The organism is bacterium SCSIO 12741 (assembly GCA_024398055.1).
Taxonomy (GTDB): domain Bacteria; phylum Bacteroidota; class Bacteroidia; order Flavobacteriales_G; family Salibacteraceae; genus SCSIO-12741.
In genome coordinates, this window is record CP073749.1 from 1,090,397 (window position 1) to 1,106,880 (window position 16,484).

Annotated in this window: 17 protein-coding genes and 1 riboswitch; all 17 genes read right to left on the reverse strand. The window is 43.9% G+C overall.

Features of this window, described 5'->3' with window-relative positions:
• Positions 1 to 8: 8 nt before the first annotated feature.
• The 17 genes from KFE98_04615 to KFE98_04695 all read right to left on the reverse strand — a co-directional run bounded on the left by KFE98_04615 (position 9) and on the right by KFE98_04695 (position 16,483).
• Positions 9 to 1,421, reverse strand: coding sequence for a TolC family protein (locus tag KFE98_04615; GenBank protein UTW63441.1), 1,413 nt, complete (start codon positions 1,419 to 1,421; stop codon positions 9 to 11).
• 150 nt (positions 1,422 to 1,571) lie between these two features.
• Positions 1,572 to 4,244 carry a methionine synthase gene (gene metH / locus KFE98_04620; GenBank protein UTW63442.1) on the reverse strand — a complete coding sequence of 891 codons (2,673 nt, stop codon included), beginning with the start codon at positions 4,242 to 4,244 and terminating at the stop codon, positions 1,572 to 1,574.
• Complete coding sequence (locus KFE98_04625) at positions 4,234 to 5,244, reverse strand: homocysteine S-methyltransferase family protein (GenBank protein ID UTW63443.1); 1,011 nt, start codon at positions 5,242 to 5,244, stop codon at positions 4,234 to 4,236. The genes metH and KFE98_04625 overlap by 11 nt, the downstream gene beginning before the upstream one ends.
• An 82-nt stretch (positions 5,245 to 5,326) precedes the next feature.
• A riboswitch (SAM riboswitch) is annotated at positions 5,327 to 5,439 on the reverse strand.
• Positions 5,440 to 5,493: 54 nt separating this feature from the next.
• Positions 5,494 to 6,057 carry a pyridoxamine 5'-phosphate oxidase family protein gene (locus tag KFE98_04630; protein ID UTW63444.1) on the reverse strand — a complete coding sequence of 188 codons (564 nt, stop codon included), beginning with the start codon at positions 6,055 to 6,057 and terminating at the stop codon, positions 5,494 to 5,496.
• A 60-nt stretch (positions 6,058 to 6,117) separates the two neighbouring features.
• Positions 6,118 to 7,110: an endonuclease/exonuclease/phosphatase family protein gene (locus KFE98_04635; protein ID UTW63445.1), complete on the reverse strand. Its 993-nt coding sequence runs from the start codon at positions 7,108 to 7,110 to the stop codon at positions 6,118 to 6,120.
• Between the two features lie 69 nt (positions 7,111 to 7,179).
• Entirely contained in the window at positions 7,180 to 7,413 is a 234-nt protein-coding gene (locus KFE98_04640) for a hypothetical protein (protein ID UTW63446.1), read from the reverse strand.
• The gene (locus KFE98_04645) at positions 7,403 to 7,921 is read right to left on the reverse strand and encodes a DUF420 domain-containing protein (GenBank protein ID UTW63447.1); all 519 of its coding nucleotides are present in this window, start codon (positions 7,919 to 7,921) and stop codon (positions 7,403 to 7,405) included. Before KFE98_04645 ends, KFE98_04640 begins: the two co-directional genes overlap by 11 nt.
• On the reverse strand, positions 7,911 to 8,576 hold the full coding sequence (locus KFE98_04650; GenBank protein ID UTW63448.1) for a hypothetical protein: 666 nt from the start codon (positions 8,574 to 8,576) through the stop codon (positions 7,911 to 7,913). Before KFE98_04650 ends, KFE98_04645 begins: the two co-directional genes overlap by 11 nt.
• Positions 8,577 to 8,583: 7 nt before the next feature.
• Positions 8,584 to 8,952, reverse strand: a complete 369-nt coding sequence (locus KFE98_04655) for a cytochrome C oxidase subunit IV family protein (protein ID UTW63449.1) — start codon at positions 8,950 to 8,952, stop codon at positions 8,584 to 8,586.
• A gap of 29 nt (positions 8,953 to 8,981) precedes the next feature.
• Complete coding sequence (locus KFE98_04660; GenBank protein ID UTW63450.1) at positions 8,982 to 9,716, reverse strand: cytochrome c oxidase subunit 3; 735 nt, start codon at positions 9,714 to 9,716, stop codon at positions 8,982 to 8,984.
• Positions 9,717 to 9,731: 15 nt separating this feature from the next.
• Complete coding sequence (locus KFE98_04665; GenBank protein ID UTW63451.1) at positions 9,732 to 10,328, reverse strand: cytochrome c oxidase subunit 3; 597 nt, start codon at positions 10,326 to 10,328, stop codon at positions 9,732 to 9,734.
• On the reverse strand, positions 10,328 to 10,861 hold the full coding sequence (locus tag KFE98_04670; GenBank protein UTW63452.1) for a protoheme IX farnesyltransferase: 534 nt from the start codon (positions 10,859 to 10,861) through the stop codon (positions 10,328 to 10,330). Before KFE98_04670 ends, KFE98_04665 begins: the two co-directional genes overlap by 1 nt.
• The gene (locus KFE98_04675) at positions 10,858 to 11,217 is read right to left on the reverse strand and encodes a UbiA family prenyltransferase (protein UTW63453.1); all 360 of its coding nucleotides are present in this window, start codon (positions 11,215 to 11,217) and stop codon (positions 10,858 to 10,860) included. Before KFE98_04675 ends, KFE98_04670 begins: the two co-directional genes overlap by 4 nt.
• Before the next feature lie 60 nt (positions 11,218 to 11,277).
• Complete coding sequence (locus KFE98_04680; GenBank protein ID UTW63454.1) at positions 11,278 to 12,906, reverse strand: hypothetical protein; 1,629 nt, start codon at positions 12,904 to 12,906, stop codon at positions 11,278 to 11,280.
• Positions 12,884 to 13,963 (reverse strand): undecaprenyl/decaprenyl-phosphate alpha-N-acetylglucosaminyl 1-phosphate transferase, encoded by a 1,080-nt coding sequence (locus KFE98_04685; protein UTW63455.1) that lies wholly within the window; start codon positions 13,961 to 13,963, stop codon positions 12,884 to 12,886. Before KFE98_04685 ends, KFE98_04680 begins: the two co-directional genes overlap by 23 nt.
• A 20-nt stretch (positions 13,964 to 13,983) precedes the next feature.
• Positions 13,984 to 15,537 carry a hypothetical protein gene (locus tag KFE98_04690; GenBank protein UTW63456.1) on the reverse strand — a complete coding sequence of 518 codons (1,554 nt, stop codon included), beginning with the start codon at positions 15,535 to 15,537 and terminating at the stop codon, positions 13,984 to 13,986.
• Between the two features lie 10 nt (positions 15,538 to 15,547).
• Entirely contained in the window at positions 15,548 to 16,483 is a 936-nt protein-coding gene (locus KFE98_04695) for a GDP-L-fucose synthase (protein UTW63457.1), read from the reverse strand.
• Position 16,484 lies beyond the last annotated feature (1 nt).

Consider the following 16,484-nt stretch of genomic DNA (forward strand, 5'->3'; position numbering starts at 1 on the left):
TTTCGATCTTATTTAAGGGTAAGTGGTTTACCCATGTAGAAATCCAGAATTTTTGATTTGAATACATAATCGTACTTAGCCTGCAATAAATTGGACTCAGCACGAATCAAGTTGTTTTTACTCTGGTTAAATTCCACTGCATTCATCATTCCTAATTCGTATCGCTTCTCGGCGTATTTATAGGACTCGCGGTTTGCCGCTACAGCCTTTTCATTGGACTGGTACTTTTTCAAAGCAGCCTGTGCATCGAAGTAGGCTTTTTTCACCGTTTCGTTAATCTGGTATTTTACCTGATCCAACTCGTTTTGACGAATCTCACGATTCACTTTAGCTCTGGAGATAGAGGTGTGAGTGCTCAAACCATTTAATATAGGAAGGGTGAATGTGAACCCGATGGATTGGTTGAAGTTGTCGTTTACCTGATCACCAAATGGCTTAATGGCCGCATAGTCATAAGATGGTCGCAAAACATCTTCACCTGTTTCAGTGACTCCAATCGTTTCAACCCCGGTAAGGTAGGCCGAGTTTGGATCTACATTTTTTCCTGAGTAACCTGAACCGACAGATCCTTGAAGAACCAAAGACGGGCTCATTTTACCCCGCTCCATGGATAAAGCCTTAACTGATGATTCGTAACGCATCTCGGCACTTTTAACTTCAGGCAGACTTTGGACGGCCTTGTTGTATACGAAGGCTGGTGTAGCATCCAAAGAAGTTACATCCTCAATGTTCAATTCAGGTTTATCAATAGCAAAGGAGGTTACCGAATCGATGCGCATCAGAATCAGCAGCTTTAGGTAAGAAAGCTCCATGTTGTTTTGAGCATTAACCTCGTTTAATTCCTCATTGGCCAATTGAGCCTGCATGTCCATCAAATTGCCCATGGGAAGGCTACCGGCATCCACCAGCTTCGAAGTTCTTTCAGTTTGTTTTCTGGTAACGGCTACCTGCTCCTGAGCTACTTTGAATAATTCTTCATTAAAAAGAACATCCAAATAAGCATACGTAACCTGAAGGGAAATATCGTTTGCGGTTTTATCAGCATCATACTGAGCTGCCATCAAATCAAATTGCCCTCTCTTGTAACGGTTTACATTCTGCAAACCATTGAAAAGCTCCCATCGCCCGTTAACTCCATAGGCATCTGAGCGCACTTCATCTGTCGCAAAGGTGTTGGTAAAGGGGTCAATGGTTCGACCAAAGTTTAGATTCGTATTGAGGAATAGATTGACACTCGGCAAGAAGGCTCCTTTGTTGTTCAAATGATTGGTCTCAGCCAAATCTACCTGAAGATTGGAGTTCCTAACATTGAGGTTGCGTTCCAAGGCGGTATTGATGCATTGCTCCAACGACCAAGACTCTTGTGCTTTGGCAATGCCACTTACTCCCAGGATAAGAATAAGAATGAATAGATTTTTCATGATCAGATAATAAGATACACAAAGGTATAACCGAAGCCCCAGTCCATCCCAGGTATTTAACCAAAGGATTCGAAGGACAGAGGGTGGTTATTATTTGTGATGACAGGTTAATGACCTACAGGAGATCCTAACCTTGATCTTAAAATCCAATTACAGAAGTGGAGCCAACCAACGCTCGGCCTGCTCTTTGTCCCAGTTCTTCCTTTCGGCGTAATCCAACAATTGATCTTGTTCGATATTGCCAATATTGAAATAACGGGCCTTGGGATGAGCAAAATAAAATCCACTTACAGACGCAGCCGGGTACATGGCCATTCCTTCAGTAAGAGAAACTCCGGTACTTTCGGTGGCATTCAGCAAATTGAACAGTGTTGTTTTTTCCGTATGCTCTGGACAAGCTGGATAACCGGGTGCCGGACGAATACCTTGGTATTTTTCACGGATCAAATCCTGATTGCTCCACTTTTCATCAGAAGCATATCCCCAGTACTCGCGTCTTATTTTTTCATGCATACATTCAGCAAAGGCTTCGGCCAATCGATCGGCTAATGCCTTGAGCAAAATGGAATCATATTCGTTATGATCGGCTTCAAACTCTTTTAACTTACGCTCTATTCCGAGTCCCGCGGTAACCACAAAGCCACCCATGTAATCTTGAACTCCGGATGATTGCGGAGCTAAGTAATCGGAAAGGCATCTATTCGGAACACCGCTACGCAGTTTGTTTTGCTGTCTCAGGAAATGGAAAGTGTCCAGTACTTCCTGGCCATCTTCTTGGTAAAGTACCACATCGTCGCCGACGGAATTGGCGGGCCAGAGACCAACGACTCCCGATGCCTTAATCCATTTTTCGCGAATCAGGGTATCCAGCATGCTACGAGCATCGGCAAACAAGCGGGTTGCTTCTTCACCCACAATCGGGTCTTCTAAAATGTCTGGAAACTTTCCAGCCAACTCCCAGGTATGGAAGAAGGGTCCCCAATCGATGTAGTTGCGCAATTCATTTAGATCATAATCGGACCACTCGGTAATCCCCAATTTCTTAGGCTTGGTTATGTTCGCCTCTTCCTCCTTCCAGGGGATGGCATTATCACGAGCCTGGGTCAAGGAAATCAACTCTTTCTTTTCGCGATTGGCATATTGCTCACGCACTTTCTGGTAATCCTCTTTGATTGCTCCAGAGAAATTCGCGGAGTCGCTGCCCAATAATTTTTCCACTACGGTTACTGCACGAGAAGCATCATTCACGTGGACGGTGGTATGGCTGTAGTTTTCTTCAATCTTAACGGCTGTGTGTGCCTTGGAAGTGGTTGCTCCACCAATAAGCAACGGAACTTGTAATCCCGCTCGCTCCATTTCACGAGCCACATGAATCATTTCATCCAACGACGGCGTAATAAGACCACTCAGTCCGATTACTTCAGCATCTTCTTCAATGGCTCGTTCAACAATTACATTGGCGGGAACCATTACCCCGAGGTCCACGACTTCGTAGTTGTTGCATCCGAGCACGACCCCAACAATGTTTTTGCCGATATCATGAACATCCCCTTTTACGGTAGCCATGATAATTTTGCCTGAAGAACTATGTCCTCCTTGTTCTTTTTCAGCTTCCAGGTAGGGCATCAAATAGGCAACGGCCTTTTTCATAACCCGGGCACTTTTTACTACCTGAGGTAGGAACATTTTCCCCGAGCCAAACAGGTCACCTACTACATTCATTCCGGCCATAAGTGGGCCTTCAATCACAGACAAGGGTCGACCCAAATTTTTGAAGGCTTCTTCCACGTCCTGATCAATGTAATCGGTAATTCCTTTTACCAGGGAATGACTCAAACGCTCTTCAACAGATTGCAACCTCCAAGTGTCGTCTTCTTTTTTCTTCTTCCCTCCGGACTCTACATTTCGGGCAAACTCCAAGAGATCTTCCGTTGCCGTTTCTGTCCGATTCAGAAGTACGTCTTCCACTTTTTCAAGCAGATCTTTGGGTACTTCATCGTAAACCTCGAGCATTGCCGGGTTCACAATTCCCATATCCATACCGGCCTGAATAGCGTGAAACAGAAATGCGGCATGCATAGCTTCACGCACTGCATTGTTTCCTCTAAAGGAAAAGGACACGTTGCTTACTCCTCCACTTACTTTAGCTCCTGGAAGATTGTCTTTAATCCACTTGGTAGCCTTGAAAAAATCGAGGGCGTAGTTATCGTGATCGGAAATTCCAGTAGCTACTGGAAAAATATTGGGGTCAAATATGATGTCTTGTGGAGGAAATCCAACTTCATCTACCAAGATCCGGTAGGAGCGTTCACAAATAGTAGTTCTCCTTTCATAGGTATCGGCCTGACCATTTTCATCAAATGCCATAACGATAACTGCGGCTCCGTAGCGAAGAATTTTTGTTGCCTGCTCAACAAACTTTTCCTTCCCTTCTTTAAGACTAATGGAATTCACCACGCATTTCCCTTGAACGCATTTCAACCCCTCCTCAATGATCTCCCATTTCGAGGAATCAATCATGATAGGAATTTTGGAAATGTCGGGTTCAGCGGCAACCAGATTCAAAAAGCGCTTCATGGCGGCTACTCCATCGAGCATACCTTCATCCATGTTTACGTCCAAAATCTGTGCACCACCTTCCACCTGATTTCGGGCTACTGAAAGTGCTTCTTCGTAGTTATTTTCCTTAATCAGTCGCAAAAAGCGGCGTGAGCCTGTTACGTTAGTTCGTTCACCAACGTTTACAAAATTGGATTCTGGTGTAATCACCAATGGCTCCAACCCACTTAATACTAAAGGAGGAATGTTGTTTTTACTTTGCATATTCTTCTACTGAACGCGGTTGGTAGTTTTCTGATAAGTGTGCGATTTGGCGGATGTGATCCGGAGTTGTACCACAGCAGCCGCCAACAATATTTAGCAGGCCTTCTTGAAGGAATCCTTCAATCTGCTCTCCCATTCTTTGCGGAGTTTCATCATACTCACCAAATTCATTGGGTAATCCTGCATTGGGGTGTGCTGATACCAAAAAGTTACTTTTTCTGGAAAGCACCTGAAGGTAAGGACGAAGTTGTTCTGCTCCGAGTGCGCAATTCAAACCAATGCTAAGCAAAGGCATGTGGGAAACCGAAATCAAAAATGCTTCTGTCGTTTGCCCAGACAAGGTGCGGCCACTGGCATCGGTGATGGTTCCGGAAACCATAATTGGGATTTCTCTTCCCAACTCATCAAACGCATCTTGAATCGCAAACAAGGCAGCCTTGGCATTTAAGGTGTCAAACACCGTTTCAACCAAAAGTAGATCAACCCCACCTTCCATCAAAGCAATGGTTTGTTCTTTGTAGGCCACCACCAATTGATCATAGGTAATGGCTCTAAATCCCGGATCGTTTACGTCGGGAGACAGAGAAGCCGTTCTATTGGTGGGCCCCATGGATCCGGCAACGTATCTTGGCTTATCTGGATTTTTCTCGGTGAATTCATCAGCTACTTTCTTTGCAATCCGAGCAGACTCAAAGTTGAGATCATACACCGCATCTTCCAAATTGTAGTCTGCTTGAGCGATCGTGGTAGAGCTAAATGTGTTGGTCTCTAAAATATCGGCATCGGCATCGAGGTATTCCCGGTGGATTTCTTCCAATACATCCGGACGGGTTAATGCCAACAAATCGTTGTTTCCCTTCAGCGGTGAATCGTGGTCTTTGAACCGTTCCCCTCTAAAGTCTTCTTCTTCCAAGTTGTATCGTTGGATCATGGTTCCCATGGCTCCATCCAATACCAGGATTCTCTCCTGGAGTATTTTACGTATATCTGGTTTGTTCATAGGTAGCAAAAAAAATCCCGCTAAGTCCTAACTTTCGTTTGGAACTTTCTGCGGGATGTAAATTTCTTTTTCGTCATATCTCTACTTATCACGGTCCTTTGACCAGGTATTGGCACCTTTTCCAACAGGCTGCTGCACTGTGGGAAGGTTGCCAAGGTTTCGCAGGGCCAGTCCCTCCACCTTTCTGAATAAGTTTGAGCAAAGTTAAGTGAAATACTTTAAGGCTACGAATTCTATTTGAATTTCCGTTTAAGCACCTTTTTCCTGGAGGACTTTGTCCATTCCGGTGTCTTTTCCATCAAGGCTAACGGTGTTTTTTTCTTTCCAATAATTGCGGATTCTGTCTTCTCCTTGTTTATCGGCCCATTTCTCCAGTATATCTCGCTCACCGGAATAATCGAAAAAGGGCACGGCAAATCCACAGGAACTTTGAACCAAGTCTACTTCGAGCTCAAATACCTGACGTTTGCCAGACCAGTTTGGAAAGTGCTCAATTAGTTGGCCCCATTCAGGATCGGTTTCATGGTAGGACTTCGCCTTACCATATACCCGCAAGATTAAAGGCTTGCCCTCAAAAGCACACCACATGATGGTCATCCTACCATTGTCCTGAACATGGGTTGCGGTTTCATTTCCGCTTCCAGTCAGATTTAACCAAAGAATCTTATTTGGCGAGACAACCCGCAAGGAATCCATCCCCTTTGGGGAAACATTGATTCGTCCGTCCTTTGCTGCGGTTCCTACAAAGAACATTTTTTGATCTTGAATAAATTCCTGAAATGCCGGAGTGATTTCCTGAATACGTGTTCCCATAATTCAACTATTGACCACCGAAGGTAGCCATTAGACGCGATTCAGAAATGTCAAAAAAAGTTAGGTTTCATTTGCTCTTTTCGCTCTTCGAAGTTCGTGCCTTTCGATGATCTGTTCAAGGCGTTCATCACTAACGTCCACATCCAGCTGAACCCAAAGGGGAAGGTGATCGGAAAGCTCGTAGGTAAATTCCCTTTTGGTTGGTGTTTTTTCCGGATAAAGCTTGTCAATATTTTTCTGGTAAAAGTCGAGTACACCTCCATGGTTCGTAAAACTCTTGGTGTGACTCGGGTAATAGAAAATTTGATCGTATCGCTTGTCTTTGGCCAGGTTGGATCCGAACTTTTGGTTGCGAAGCGAATCCGGAATTTTGAGTTTGTGTTTGGTCATCGCATTGAACAAATCGTCATCCAAATCGGGAATATTAAAGTCCCCAACTACGATAATGTCCTTATCAACGCCATGGCGATCCTTTCGTTTTTTCTCCACCCATTTGCTCAATTCAGCCAGAGCTCCTTTTCGTTCACTCAGTTTCTTACCCCACCGAATATGAACGGCAAGCAAAACGAAATCAAAGTTACCGGCTGAAAAGGAGGCCATAAATGGAGGTCTCCACCAGGTAATGGATGGCACATACTCGTTGGTTCGACGATCTTTTTTACGTGGAGGGTCTGCTTCAGCAGCCAAACCTGTGAATACTACGGCTCGCTTGTCAAAGATGAAAGCAATGCGTTCCTTATTTCCTCCACGGTCCATGGCATAATCAGAAAAGACCACATCCCAATACGGTCCGAGTATTTCGAGCACCTTTTTCAGTTCGGTCAGATTGTCCCGCAATTCGGTGACAGCGATCAAATCAAACTGGCCTAATATTTCTGCAATGAAATGGATCGAAGCCTTTCGCCGACGCTTTTTGCCAAATTCTCGGATATTCCAGGTTGCGAGATTTATCGTTTCATCCAATTTGGATGATGGAATTCCTGCATCGTTAATTCTCTTTTTGAGTTCCCGAAGACCTAGGGAGGTATAATAGTCTAATCGGCCGTGGTACATAGCGTTCAGATTAAGGTTCACCCAAATATCTGAAAATAAGCGGAAAAGGTCAAGAAGGGAATTTGAAATCTACTTCATGTTCCTGCGGAACAAGTAGACTCCTCCGATAAGGATAAGGAGGTAAGGGATTCCCATGATAAAAGTAATCCCGTCATTAAGGCCACGTCCAATATCCGAACCACTTTCGTAGCTTGACTCGGCCATCAACTTACACATCGCACATTGAGCCATGCTCTCGACCGGAAGTAAAAGTAAACTCCCAATGAGAACGGCAACAATTCCTATGCTCAGCTTACGCACCATAATAAGGTGCCAAAAATACATAAACAAGTACTCCGGTCAACGTTACATACAACCAAACCGGATAAGTATATCGCACCAAGGTTTTGTGCTGACCGATCTGATTGGTCATCCCAAAGTAGTAGGCGTATAAGATGAAAGGCAAGGACAACCCTGCCAATGGAATGTGGGTAAGAAGGATGAACAGGTACAGCCCTCTATAATCTCCTCCGTAAGAAGTGTCACCTGTGAAGTGATGGTACACCACATAACTCAACAGAAAGACCAAGCTCAAAATCATGGCCAAAGTGTTCAGCCCTTTGTGTAAGGGAATATTTTTGGACTTAACCGCAAACAAAGAAGCCAACAAAAGGATGAAACAAGTTCCATTAATAATGGCATGCAACATCGGTTGAAAGGCGGTGAAAGCCGGAGCAGATTCTGCACCAGGCATCTCATGAAGGATAATAACCAGAGCAAATACGGCAATCGTAAAACTCCAAATTATCCAATGGGCTTTCTTATTGTTCATCTTTTTTCTTTCGGGGAATAAACTCTTCTGCTTTGACAATCTTAAGGTCTTCGGTCAAACGCTTGGCTTCGGCATATTGCGTTCCATCGTAATAGCCTCTTATTCTCCTCTTTTTGTCCAAGAGAACCACTTGCGTTATATCGACGGGAAGGTTTAAACTATCATTGTTTGTGATACCCAGGCCTTGAGTTGCAAACACCTCAGGATTTCTGTCTTTTAAAGCCAGAATATTCCATTTGCCTTCGAGAATTCGAAACTCATTGGTAAGTTCACAGATTCCATTGGTAGAATCAGATGCTGACCTCAAGCTAATCGTAAGCAAAGCCACATCATCGTTTTCTCTAAATCTATCTTGTAGGGACACCAACTGACTATAAATCCTCGGACCATACTTTTTGTCCTTTGGATCAAAAACAGTTACTAAGAGGATTTTGTTCGCCAGATCACTGGAATCAATTTCGGTAGAATCGCAAGTCAAAAATTCAGCTGCGGGAACCTGATAATAAACGGTATCACCAGCCTCATTAACTGTATGATTTCCAAAATAGGGGCGACTGATGAAGTTATGCTTCGCCGTGGAAAGAAGGACGTAAAGCAAGGATGGAAACAGCAGGATTACCAGAAGTAATGCTACCTTCCTGTATTTGCTTGTCATGAGATGCTTAGTACAAAGTAGACATCACTGATGATGCTACAGAAGTCGCTTCAGTAAATAGCAAGAAAAGTAGGTAGAGAATGAACACTCCGTATGGCAACAAAATGAAATACTTGAACATTTTGCGCTCATCGCCTAAGTGCATAAACACCATTACAATGTATCCTGCTTTTACAATCGTCAATCCGATAAAGATAAGTTTCAAGGCAATGGATGGCACTCCCCAGGCGTTTGCAAAAACACCTAAAAGAACCTCAGCCGCCGTAACAATCGAAAGGATCGCGGTAACAAACCAGATTTTCTTCCGAATCTTTTTCCCTTCTTCTTCGCTGTGAGTAGCTCCTAAAGAATATTCTATGATATCGTCTCTTTTCATGTCTTTCTTATCTCAGGTTTAAAAGGGAATTACAATAGATAGAAGAAGGTAAATACAAATACCCATACAAGGTCTACAAAGTGCCAGTACAAACCAACCTTTTCAACCATTTCGTAGTGTCCGGTTTTTTCGTAGGTACCGCGGGTTACTTGGATGAAGATAATCAGGTTAATAATTACCCCACTCAATACGTGAGTTCCGTGGAAACCGGTTACGAAAAAGAAGAACTGGGAATACTGCACTGGGCCGAGGAAAAATCCACCTACATTATCAGGGTCGCTGAAGCCCGGAGCATAATAGTTTTGAGTAAGAGTAGCATTGTCAGCCCAGGTAGAGATGTCTCCATCAGGACCAGCAATAAATGTTGCCCATTCCCAAGCCTGGCTTCCAACGAAAATAGCTCCACCTAATACAGTTAAACCTAACCAGAAAGTAACTCCTTTGCGATCCATACGGTGACCAGCTTCTACTGCCAATACCATGGTTACTGAAGATACAATCAGAATAAACGTCATAAACGCCACATACATCAAGGGTAAGTGAGCGTGTGTAAATGGGAAGTGAGTAAATACTTCTTCACTTACTGGCCAATTGTCAATCTTGTGGCGCATATAACCAATAGCTGCAAGCAACCCACCGAAAGTGAGTGCATCTGAGATGAGGAAGAACCACATCATCATTTTACCATAGCTTACACTAAATGGCGATCGACCACCACCCCAAAGGGTATTCTGATCAATAATTTTTGTTACTTCTCCTGCCATGGAAATTGAATTAGATTATCTGACGTTATATAAGAATAAAAACAAAATTACCCATAACACATCGAGGAAATGCCAGTAGATGGCACAGAGTTCAAGACCAAGCTTGTTCTCTGAATGATACTTCCTGCGAAGCGATTGGGCAAATGTATAAATCAAACTGAGAATACCACCAAAAAGGTGAACCAAATGAATGGCAGTAATAACGTAGAGGTAAGACCCTGCCGCATTACTCTGAGAACCAGCGAATACAATGGTTTGATCGTAAAGCGTTCCCCATGCAATATACTGGGTAACGGAGAAAGCAATCCCCAACACCAAAGTAGCGAGGAGGCCCCATTTAATACCTCCGTATCGGTTGTGTTTGGCCGAATTGGTAGCCCACCACATAGTGACACTACTTACCAGCAAAATAACAGTGCTGTAGAAGAATTCAGTGGGAAGTGCAAATTCCATCCATTGCCCTTCTTCCTGACGTACGATGTAAGCACTCAAAAAGCCTGAAAACAGCATAGCTATCGTACCCATAGCTACCCATAAAATGCTCTTTGAAGTTTTCTTTCTAATCTCCTGACGATCCTCTGGATTCAGGTTATCTAATCTAATTGTTGCCATTACCATGAAACTAAGTATGCTAGTTGAACAATTGGGAGATAGATAAAGGTTGAAAACATCAATTTAGTTGCATCCTTTAAATCGTTGGTCACATGCAAACGAGCCGCGTAATAGGAGATTCCTAAACCGCAGATCAAAATGACTCCAGCTGCATATTGTCCGCATACTCCGAACCAATAAGGGGAAAGAGAAATGGGAATCAAAAACAAGGTATACAGCAAGATTTGCATAGAACTGGCTTTGTCACGCTTTCTGGAAGGCAACAAAAAGTAACCTGCTTTTGAATAATCATCCTGAATCTTCCAGGCGATGGACCAAAAGTGAGGAAACTGCCAAATGAATTGTACGGCAAACAAAATACCCGGAATCATTCCGAAAGTACCCGTTTCGGCTACATAGCCCAACATGGGTGGAATAGCTCCTGGAAAGGCTCCAACAAAAACAGCAATTGGGCCCACCTTTTTTAATGGGGTGTACAAAAAGACGTACATGAACAAGGCCAGTGCACCCAAAATCCCACTTAAAGGATTCAATCCAAACCAGAGCAACAAAATACCCCTAAACCGAAGAGAGTACTGTAGATGAGTGCTTCACGAATACTCATCCGCCCGGTAACCAATGGACGCTTGCTGGTGCGATTCATCAATCGATCAGCGTCACGTTCCCAAATCTGGTTAAAAGCATTGGAGGCTCCAGTAACTAAAAAACCACCTACAATGAGGATGGATAATTTGTACAAAGAAACCGATGGAGCGGCTACCAAATACCCCAAAATTGCCGAAATAACGACCAACATACTCAGCCGCATTTTGGTCAATAATGCCAAATCTGCGAGCCTCATTTTTAGGGTAATCTTACTGCTCTCTTCTGTAACTGTCTTAGAAATCAAGTCTTGAACAATTTGCGTGCAAATTTAGAAATGTTTGTCTTTTTTCAATTAAGATTCAATCTAAATATCATAATAACGATTGAACAGCCTTGAACTCAATCCAATTTCAAATTGCATAGATTGTTGGGTTGGGGTTCCCCAATGGTAATTCCATCGGTAATTGACCCTTGAAAATAGCCTCAGGTTATTGATCGGATAGATCAGGTAGGATGCACGAATTCCGGCATTGACGGTTTGGGTTTGAACACCCTGACCTACAAAGTGACCATATTCGTTTTCGCGATCGGCATAGGAGCGGTAGATGTCTTCACCATAATTGATGGTATCGGTGCTTAATCCTTGATCCATAAATTGGAAATAGGCCTCAAAAAACCAATTCTTTTTCTGGTAATTTACGAAGCTGATACTCTCCACCAAATTGGCTCCTCTTGGATGCGCCAAGGAGGAATTCATGTGGCCATAATTCTGGGTTGGGTTGCTGTGTGAATAGGAGAAGGGGCGAACAAGGTTGCACTCGGTTTGAAAGCCAAGTCCTTTGACTCCGAAAACATCAAAGGTTTTTACCCCCAACTGCCAGGCATACTTATTACCCCACCATCCGGCTTCGGGGTCTTTTTCCTGCTTGAATATGTTACTGATATCCCGAAAGAAGTTCTCAGCGATAAATTCATCAATAATGAATTGACCGTATACTTGAAATTTATCGGCTGGCTTAACGGCCAAATTCATCCCCAAAAGTGAATTATCGGAAGAACCGGTGGAAAACTCAACGGGCCGAAGAAAAATGACTGGATTCAGGTAGTTTACATCAAAACCACGTTCTACGAGTGTATCGCTAGGTCGCCAAACTACGGATTCAAAAAAACCTACGTTCAACCACTTGGTTAGATTCCAGCTGAGGTAATGGGTCGTGGAATACTTGGTTAGAAAATCACTGTATTTGCGGGATTCATTTTGGTTGATATCCTTGTATGCTGAATAGAGAATAACATACTTGAGTCTCCATATGCTTGTGGTAATTTTTCCGTAGGTAGCATTTCCCGCCTGATCCGACAGAAGCATAGAACGGTAGCCATTACCAATAAAATTCTTCCCGTGCCCAACCTGAAAATTAAAGTGCTTTCCGGCGTTAAAAGACAAATACCCATTTATATCTACATAATGGTAGCCATGGTGATTTCGATGCCACACCTCCCCTTCCGGAACCACACCCATTTGTTCGGTACGGGTTCTTAGGTAAAGCGGATATTGAACACGATGGGCCGATGCATTGATACGGAAGGACACCAAATCCTTGTAGGCATAACCGGCTCCCACTCCAATACCGAGTTGACTTTGCCAATCACTTTCGGTGCTGGCGTCGTACATAAAGGAGGACCTCAACAAGGGGTAAATTGCCAGACTATTGGCCACTCGATCGTCGTTTTCTTCCCGAGACCAGCGCATAGGAAACCCCGCCCGGTAACGGACTGAATCATCGTCTGTGAAATCGGAATGGAGGTAGGGTTTTATCGCATCGTGATGATCCAGCGATTTTTTGGCTTGAGCCTTTTGAAATTGCCATTCGTAATCCCGGTTCAAATAAACTGGATCACTTTGCGCCTGCCCAATCGACGAAAGGGATAGGCATAGGATCAAAAAACCTAAGGAAAGATATGACTTCGGATTACCCATTGCTGGATTTAACACCGGCTTCCATTTTGAGTTTGCGTTTAACAAGGAACCCTGGAATATTGGCCGTAATCAGCACAAAAACGGCAATGCATGCTAATTTCAGGTTAGCTTCCATGGGCAGCAAAGATGCCTGCATTATCACCATCAGAGTAAAGGTGTAAATCACCAAAACCGCCGCACGGTGAGAAAGACCTAAATCAATCAATTTGTGATGAATGTGGTTTCTATCTGCTGAAAAAGGAGAACGGCCGGAAAAAGCACGAACAATAAAAATCCTCAAAGTATCAACCATCGGATAAACAATAGCCGACATCGCGAAAATGGGCTTGGACACGAAAAGCAACTCCATAGGAAGCTTTCCGGTATCGTATTGAATGAGTTTAATGGCGAGAACGGATATAATAAGCCCTATGGTCAGCGAGCCCGAATCGCCCATAAATATTTTGGCGGGCTCAAAATTAAAGACCAGAAATCCAAGAAGCGCCCCCATTAGGGCAAATGCCAATACTGCATTTTCGGTAGAACCGGCCATGTAAAACCAGATACCGTAGGCAAGGCAAGCCAGTACACCAACACCAGCAGCAAGGCCATCAATACCATCGATAAGGTTGAAGGCGTTAACGATTACGGTATAGGTAAAAATGGAAAGCAGAATACTGGCCCAATCTGGTAGTTCGTAAACCCCAAAAAGGCCGTACATGCTGGTAATTTTGATATCTGCCATGATCACCAAGATGAAGGCTACGGCCAGGTGTCCCATCAGTTTTTTAACGGGAGCGGTTCCCACGATATCATCCTTAATGCCGATAAAAAACAACACCAACATGGATGCCGCAATGGCCCCAAAATCGATGTGCTCGGTAAAGGGATACCAAAGCAAGTCAGAGAATAGTGTTCCTGCAAAAATCAGGATTCCTCCAATGGTCGGAATATGGCGCTTGTGTAGTTTGCGCTCTTCTCCAGGTGCATCCACTAATTTTTTCAGGTAGGCAACCCGAATCAATGCCGGCGTACCGATCAGTACAACTACAAACGAGGTGAACACCGACAGCAGTGGTTTTATAAATTCCATATTCCTTTAATTCTTAAGTATCAAAAATCGTAATAAATGTTTTGCAGCGCTGTTTCAAAGGAGATATACACCCAGTCGGTTTCATTTGCTCCTCTAACATCATCTAATACCCGACCAAGATAACCTACTTTCAACCGCATATTGGTCTTCGGGTTGATCAAATAGCCAACGGCATATTCCTGGTAAATCAATTCCTGATCGGAGACGACAATCAAACTCAAATTTGGACTTGCTGCATTTTCCAATGGCACGGCCACATCGCGATCCAACTTGTTAATCCAATTCACCTTGGCCTGCACAAAGAAATCCCGGAAGGAGTAATTCACCTGACCGATGAGTTCTGTCAAATTGTTTCCTGATGGGTGCGCCAAAGCCTGGTTGTAATGCCCGTAACTGTTTCGACTATTGGCATGCCCATACATATTGGCCGCAATTTGGTTGTATTCCACCCTCATATTCAGGTCTTTTAAACCAAACAAATCATATCCCTTAATTCCTGCCTGCCAACTCCAGTTGGTCCCCAGGTATTCGTCCATGGCCAATTGACCATAGGCTACCCAATTTTTTACCGGGTTTACTTTCAAGTTTATCCCGAAAACGGTTTTGGAATTTTCGGTTGCCCAGCCCTGGTAGGCCGAATTAAAACCGATAACGGGAACATAGTAATTCCATGGTAGCCGTTGCGTTCCTGTCGAATCCCAATTCTGCCAAACCGTTCCTTCAAACAAGGCCACCTCTAACTGAGGAATGGGTACATAACTTAACGTATGAAAGGTTCCCGCTTCTCGAATAAATTGAGCCTCGGAAGAAGTAGTCGCCGGGATACGTTCGAGCTCCTGAAGTGAAGCGTATTGAATGTAGTAATGCAGCTTGTTATCCAAAAAACTCAAGTGGGTTCGGAAATAGGGATAATTAAAACTCACATCCGATTGAAGCAAACTTCGATACCCTTCTCCTACAAAACTTTTTCCGTGGCCAAATTGAAATTCAACCATCTTCCAGGGTCGAAAAGAAAAGGCTCCACTGGCCATGGCATAATCAAACCCGGTCGTTTGAAACTCCTTGAATCGCCCCTGACCGGGAACGACTCCCGTAGCGTTAATCTCATCGGACAAGTAAGTTGGAAAAAAAGACTGATTCTCGTAAAAGGATGAATAAAAGGAAAACTGCTTTCCGATGGCACCCTGAACCAAAAAACCACGGGTATTGGTTGAGTAGTCGTTGTTTTTAATTTCGGCCAGATCCTGTCCATACTGAAAGTTCATCAGAGGATCAATGGTCAGGTAAAAATCTCCGGTATCAACAACAATCAGGTTTTCATTTTTGAGCTTTCGACCCAGCCATTTACTTCGCTGCTTACGTTGCCATCTTCCTTCATCATACTTACTCAAGGTATCGGTCCATTGACCGGAAACCAGAGGTTTTACCAAAGTAGAATGGGTTTCACTGGCCTGGTTAAGTTTTCTATCAAGGTTTTGGTTATAGCTCTGTTCCAGGGGAATAAACAAGGACTGCGCGGTACTTTCTAAGGCACACAGGCACATGATTCCCAAACAGGCTACTTTCCAATTCATACGCTATTTATCATCCCTCAAATCCCATTTCCTTCACTTCGTTGTACACGGAGCGAATTCCATCTTTGAGTTCGATTCGGTGTTGCCATCCCAGCTTATGCAGGCGACCAACATCCATTAATTTGCGTGGTGTTCCATCGGGCTTGTCGGTATCGAAGACCAAATCTCCTTCAAATCCCACAATTTCTTTGATGGTTAATGCGAGTTCTTTGATCGTTACATCAGACCCGGTTCCAATGTTGAGCCAATCCTCTCCGTCGTATTCCTGCATCAAGAACAGGCAGGCGTCAGCCAGGTCGTCTACGTGCAAAAATTCACGCATCGGAGAGCCCGTCCCCCAAACCACTACTTCAGCAGCTCCTTCTACTTTGGCGGTGTGAAACTTTCGAATCAACGCCGGAAGAACGTGGGAGTTCTGCAAATCGTAGTTGTCATTGGGTCCATACAAATTGGTAGGCATGGCTGAAATGAAGTTAGCTCCATACTGACGGCGGTAGTTTTCACATAGCTTGATACCGGCAATTTTCGCGATAGCATAGGGCTCATTGGTAGGCTCCAGGTAATCGGTCAACAGGTAATCTTCCTTCAAGGGCTGTGGAGCCATTTTAGGGTAGATGCATGAGGATCCCAAAAACAAGAGCTTTTTCACTCCTTGCTCGTAGGCTGAATGAATAACATTGGCCTCGATCATCAAGTTGTCGTACAGAAACTCCGCGCGGTAAATATTGTTGGCCTGAATTCCGCCTACCTTGGCTGCCGCCAGGTAGACATATTCGGGTTGTTCGGTCTTAAAAAACTCACTTACAGCCGCTTGATTTCTCAAATCCAATTCAGAAGAAGTTCGCACAACCAGGTTTTCATACCCTTCTTTTTGCAATCTTCTTACAATGGCAGAACCCACCATTCCGCGGTGGCCGGCAATGTAAATCTTAGCGTTTTTATCCATT

Excerpts from the sequence above, each read along its gene's own strand:
- KFE98_04695 (UTW63457.1), bottom strand. The coding sequence starts at position 16,483 with ATGGATAAAAACGCTAAGATTTACATTGCCGGCCACCGCGGAATGGTG.
- KFE98_04685 (UTW63455.1), bottom strand. The coding sequence starts at position 13,963 with ATGGAATTTATAAAACCACTGCTGTCGGTGTTCACCTCGTTTGTAGTT.
- KFE98_04690 (UTW63456.1), bottom strand. The coding sequence starts at position 15,537 with ATGAATTGGAAAGTAGCCTGTTTGGGAATCATGTGCCTGTGTGCCTTA.
- KFE98_04630 (UTW63444.1), bottom strand. The coding sequence starts at position 6,057 with ATGGGAACACGTATTCAGGAAATCACTCCGGCATTTCAGGAATTTATT.
- KFE98_04635 (UTW63445.1), bottom strand. The coding sequence starts at position 7,110 with ATGTACCACGGCCGATTAGACTATTATACCTCCCTAGGTCTTCGGGAA.
- KFE98_04645 (UTW63447.1), bottom strand. The coding sequence starts at position 7,921 with ATGAACAATAAGAAAGCCCATTGGATAATTTGGAGTTTTACGATTGCC.
- KFE98_04665 (UTW63451.1), bottom strand. The coding sequence starts at position 10,328 with ATGGCAACAATTAGATTAGATAACCTGAATCCAGAGGATCGTCAGGAG.
- KFE98_04625 (UTW63443.1), bottom strand. The coding sequence starts at position 5,244 with ATGAACAAACCAGATATACGTAAAATACTCCAGGAGAGAATCCTGGTA.
- KFE98_04615 (UTW63441.1), bottom strand. The coding sequence starts at position 1,421 with ATGAAAAATCTATTCATTCTTATTCTTATCCTGGGAGTAAGTGGCATT.
- KFE98_04650 (UTW63448.1), bottom strand. The coding sequence starts at position 8,576 with ATGACAAGCAAATACAGGAAGGTAGCATTACTTCTGGTAATCCTGCTG.
- KFE98_04660 (UTW63450.1), bottom strand. The coding sequence starts at position 9,716 with ATGGCAGGAGAAGTAACAAAAATTATTGATCAGAATACCCTTTGGGGT.
- metH (UTW63442.1), bottom strand. The coding sequence starts at position 4,244 with ATGCAAAGTAAAAACAACATTCCTCCTTTAGTATTAAGTGGGTTGGAG.
- KFE98_04655 (UTW63449.1), bottom strand. The coding sequence starts at position 8,952 with ATGAAAAGAGACGATATCATAGAATATTCTTTAGGAGCTACTCACAGC.
- KFE98_04640 (UTW63446.1), bottom strand. The coding sequence starts at position 7,413 with ATGGTGCGTAAGCTGAGCATAGGAATTGTTGCCGTTCTCATTGGGAGT.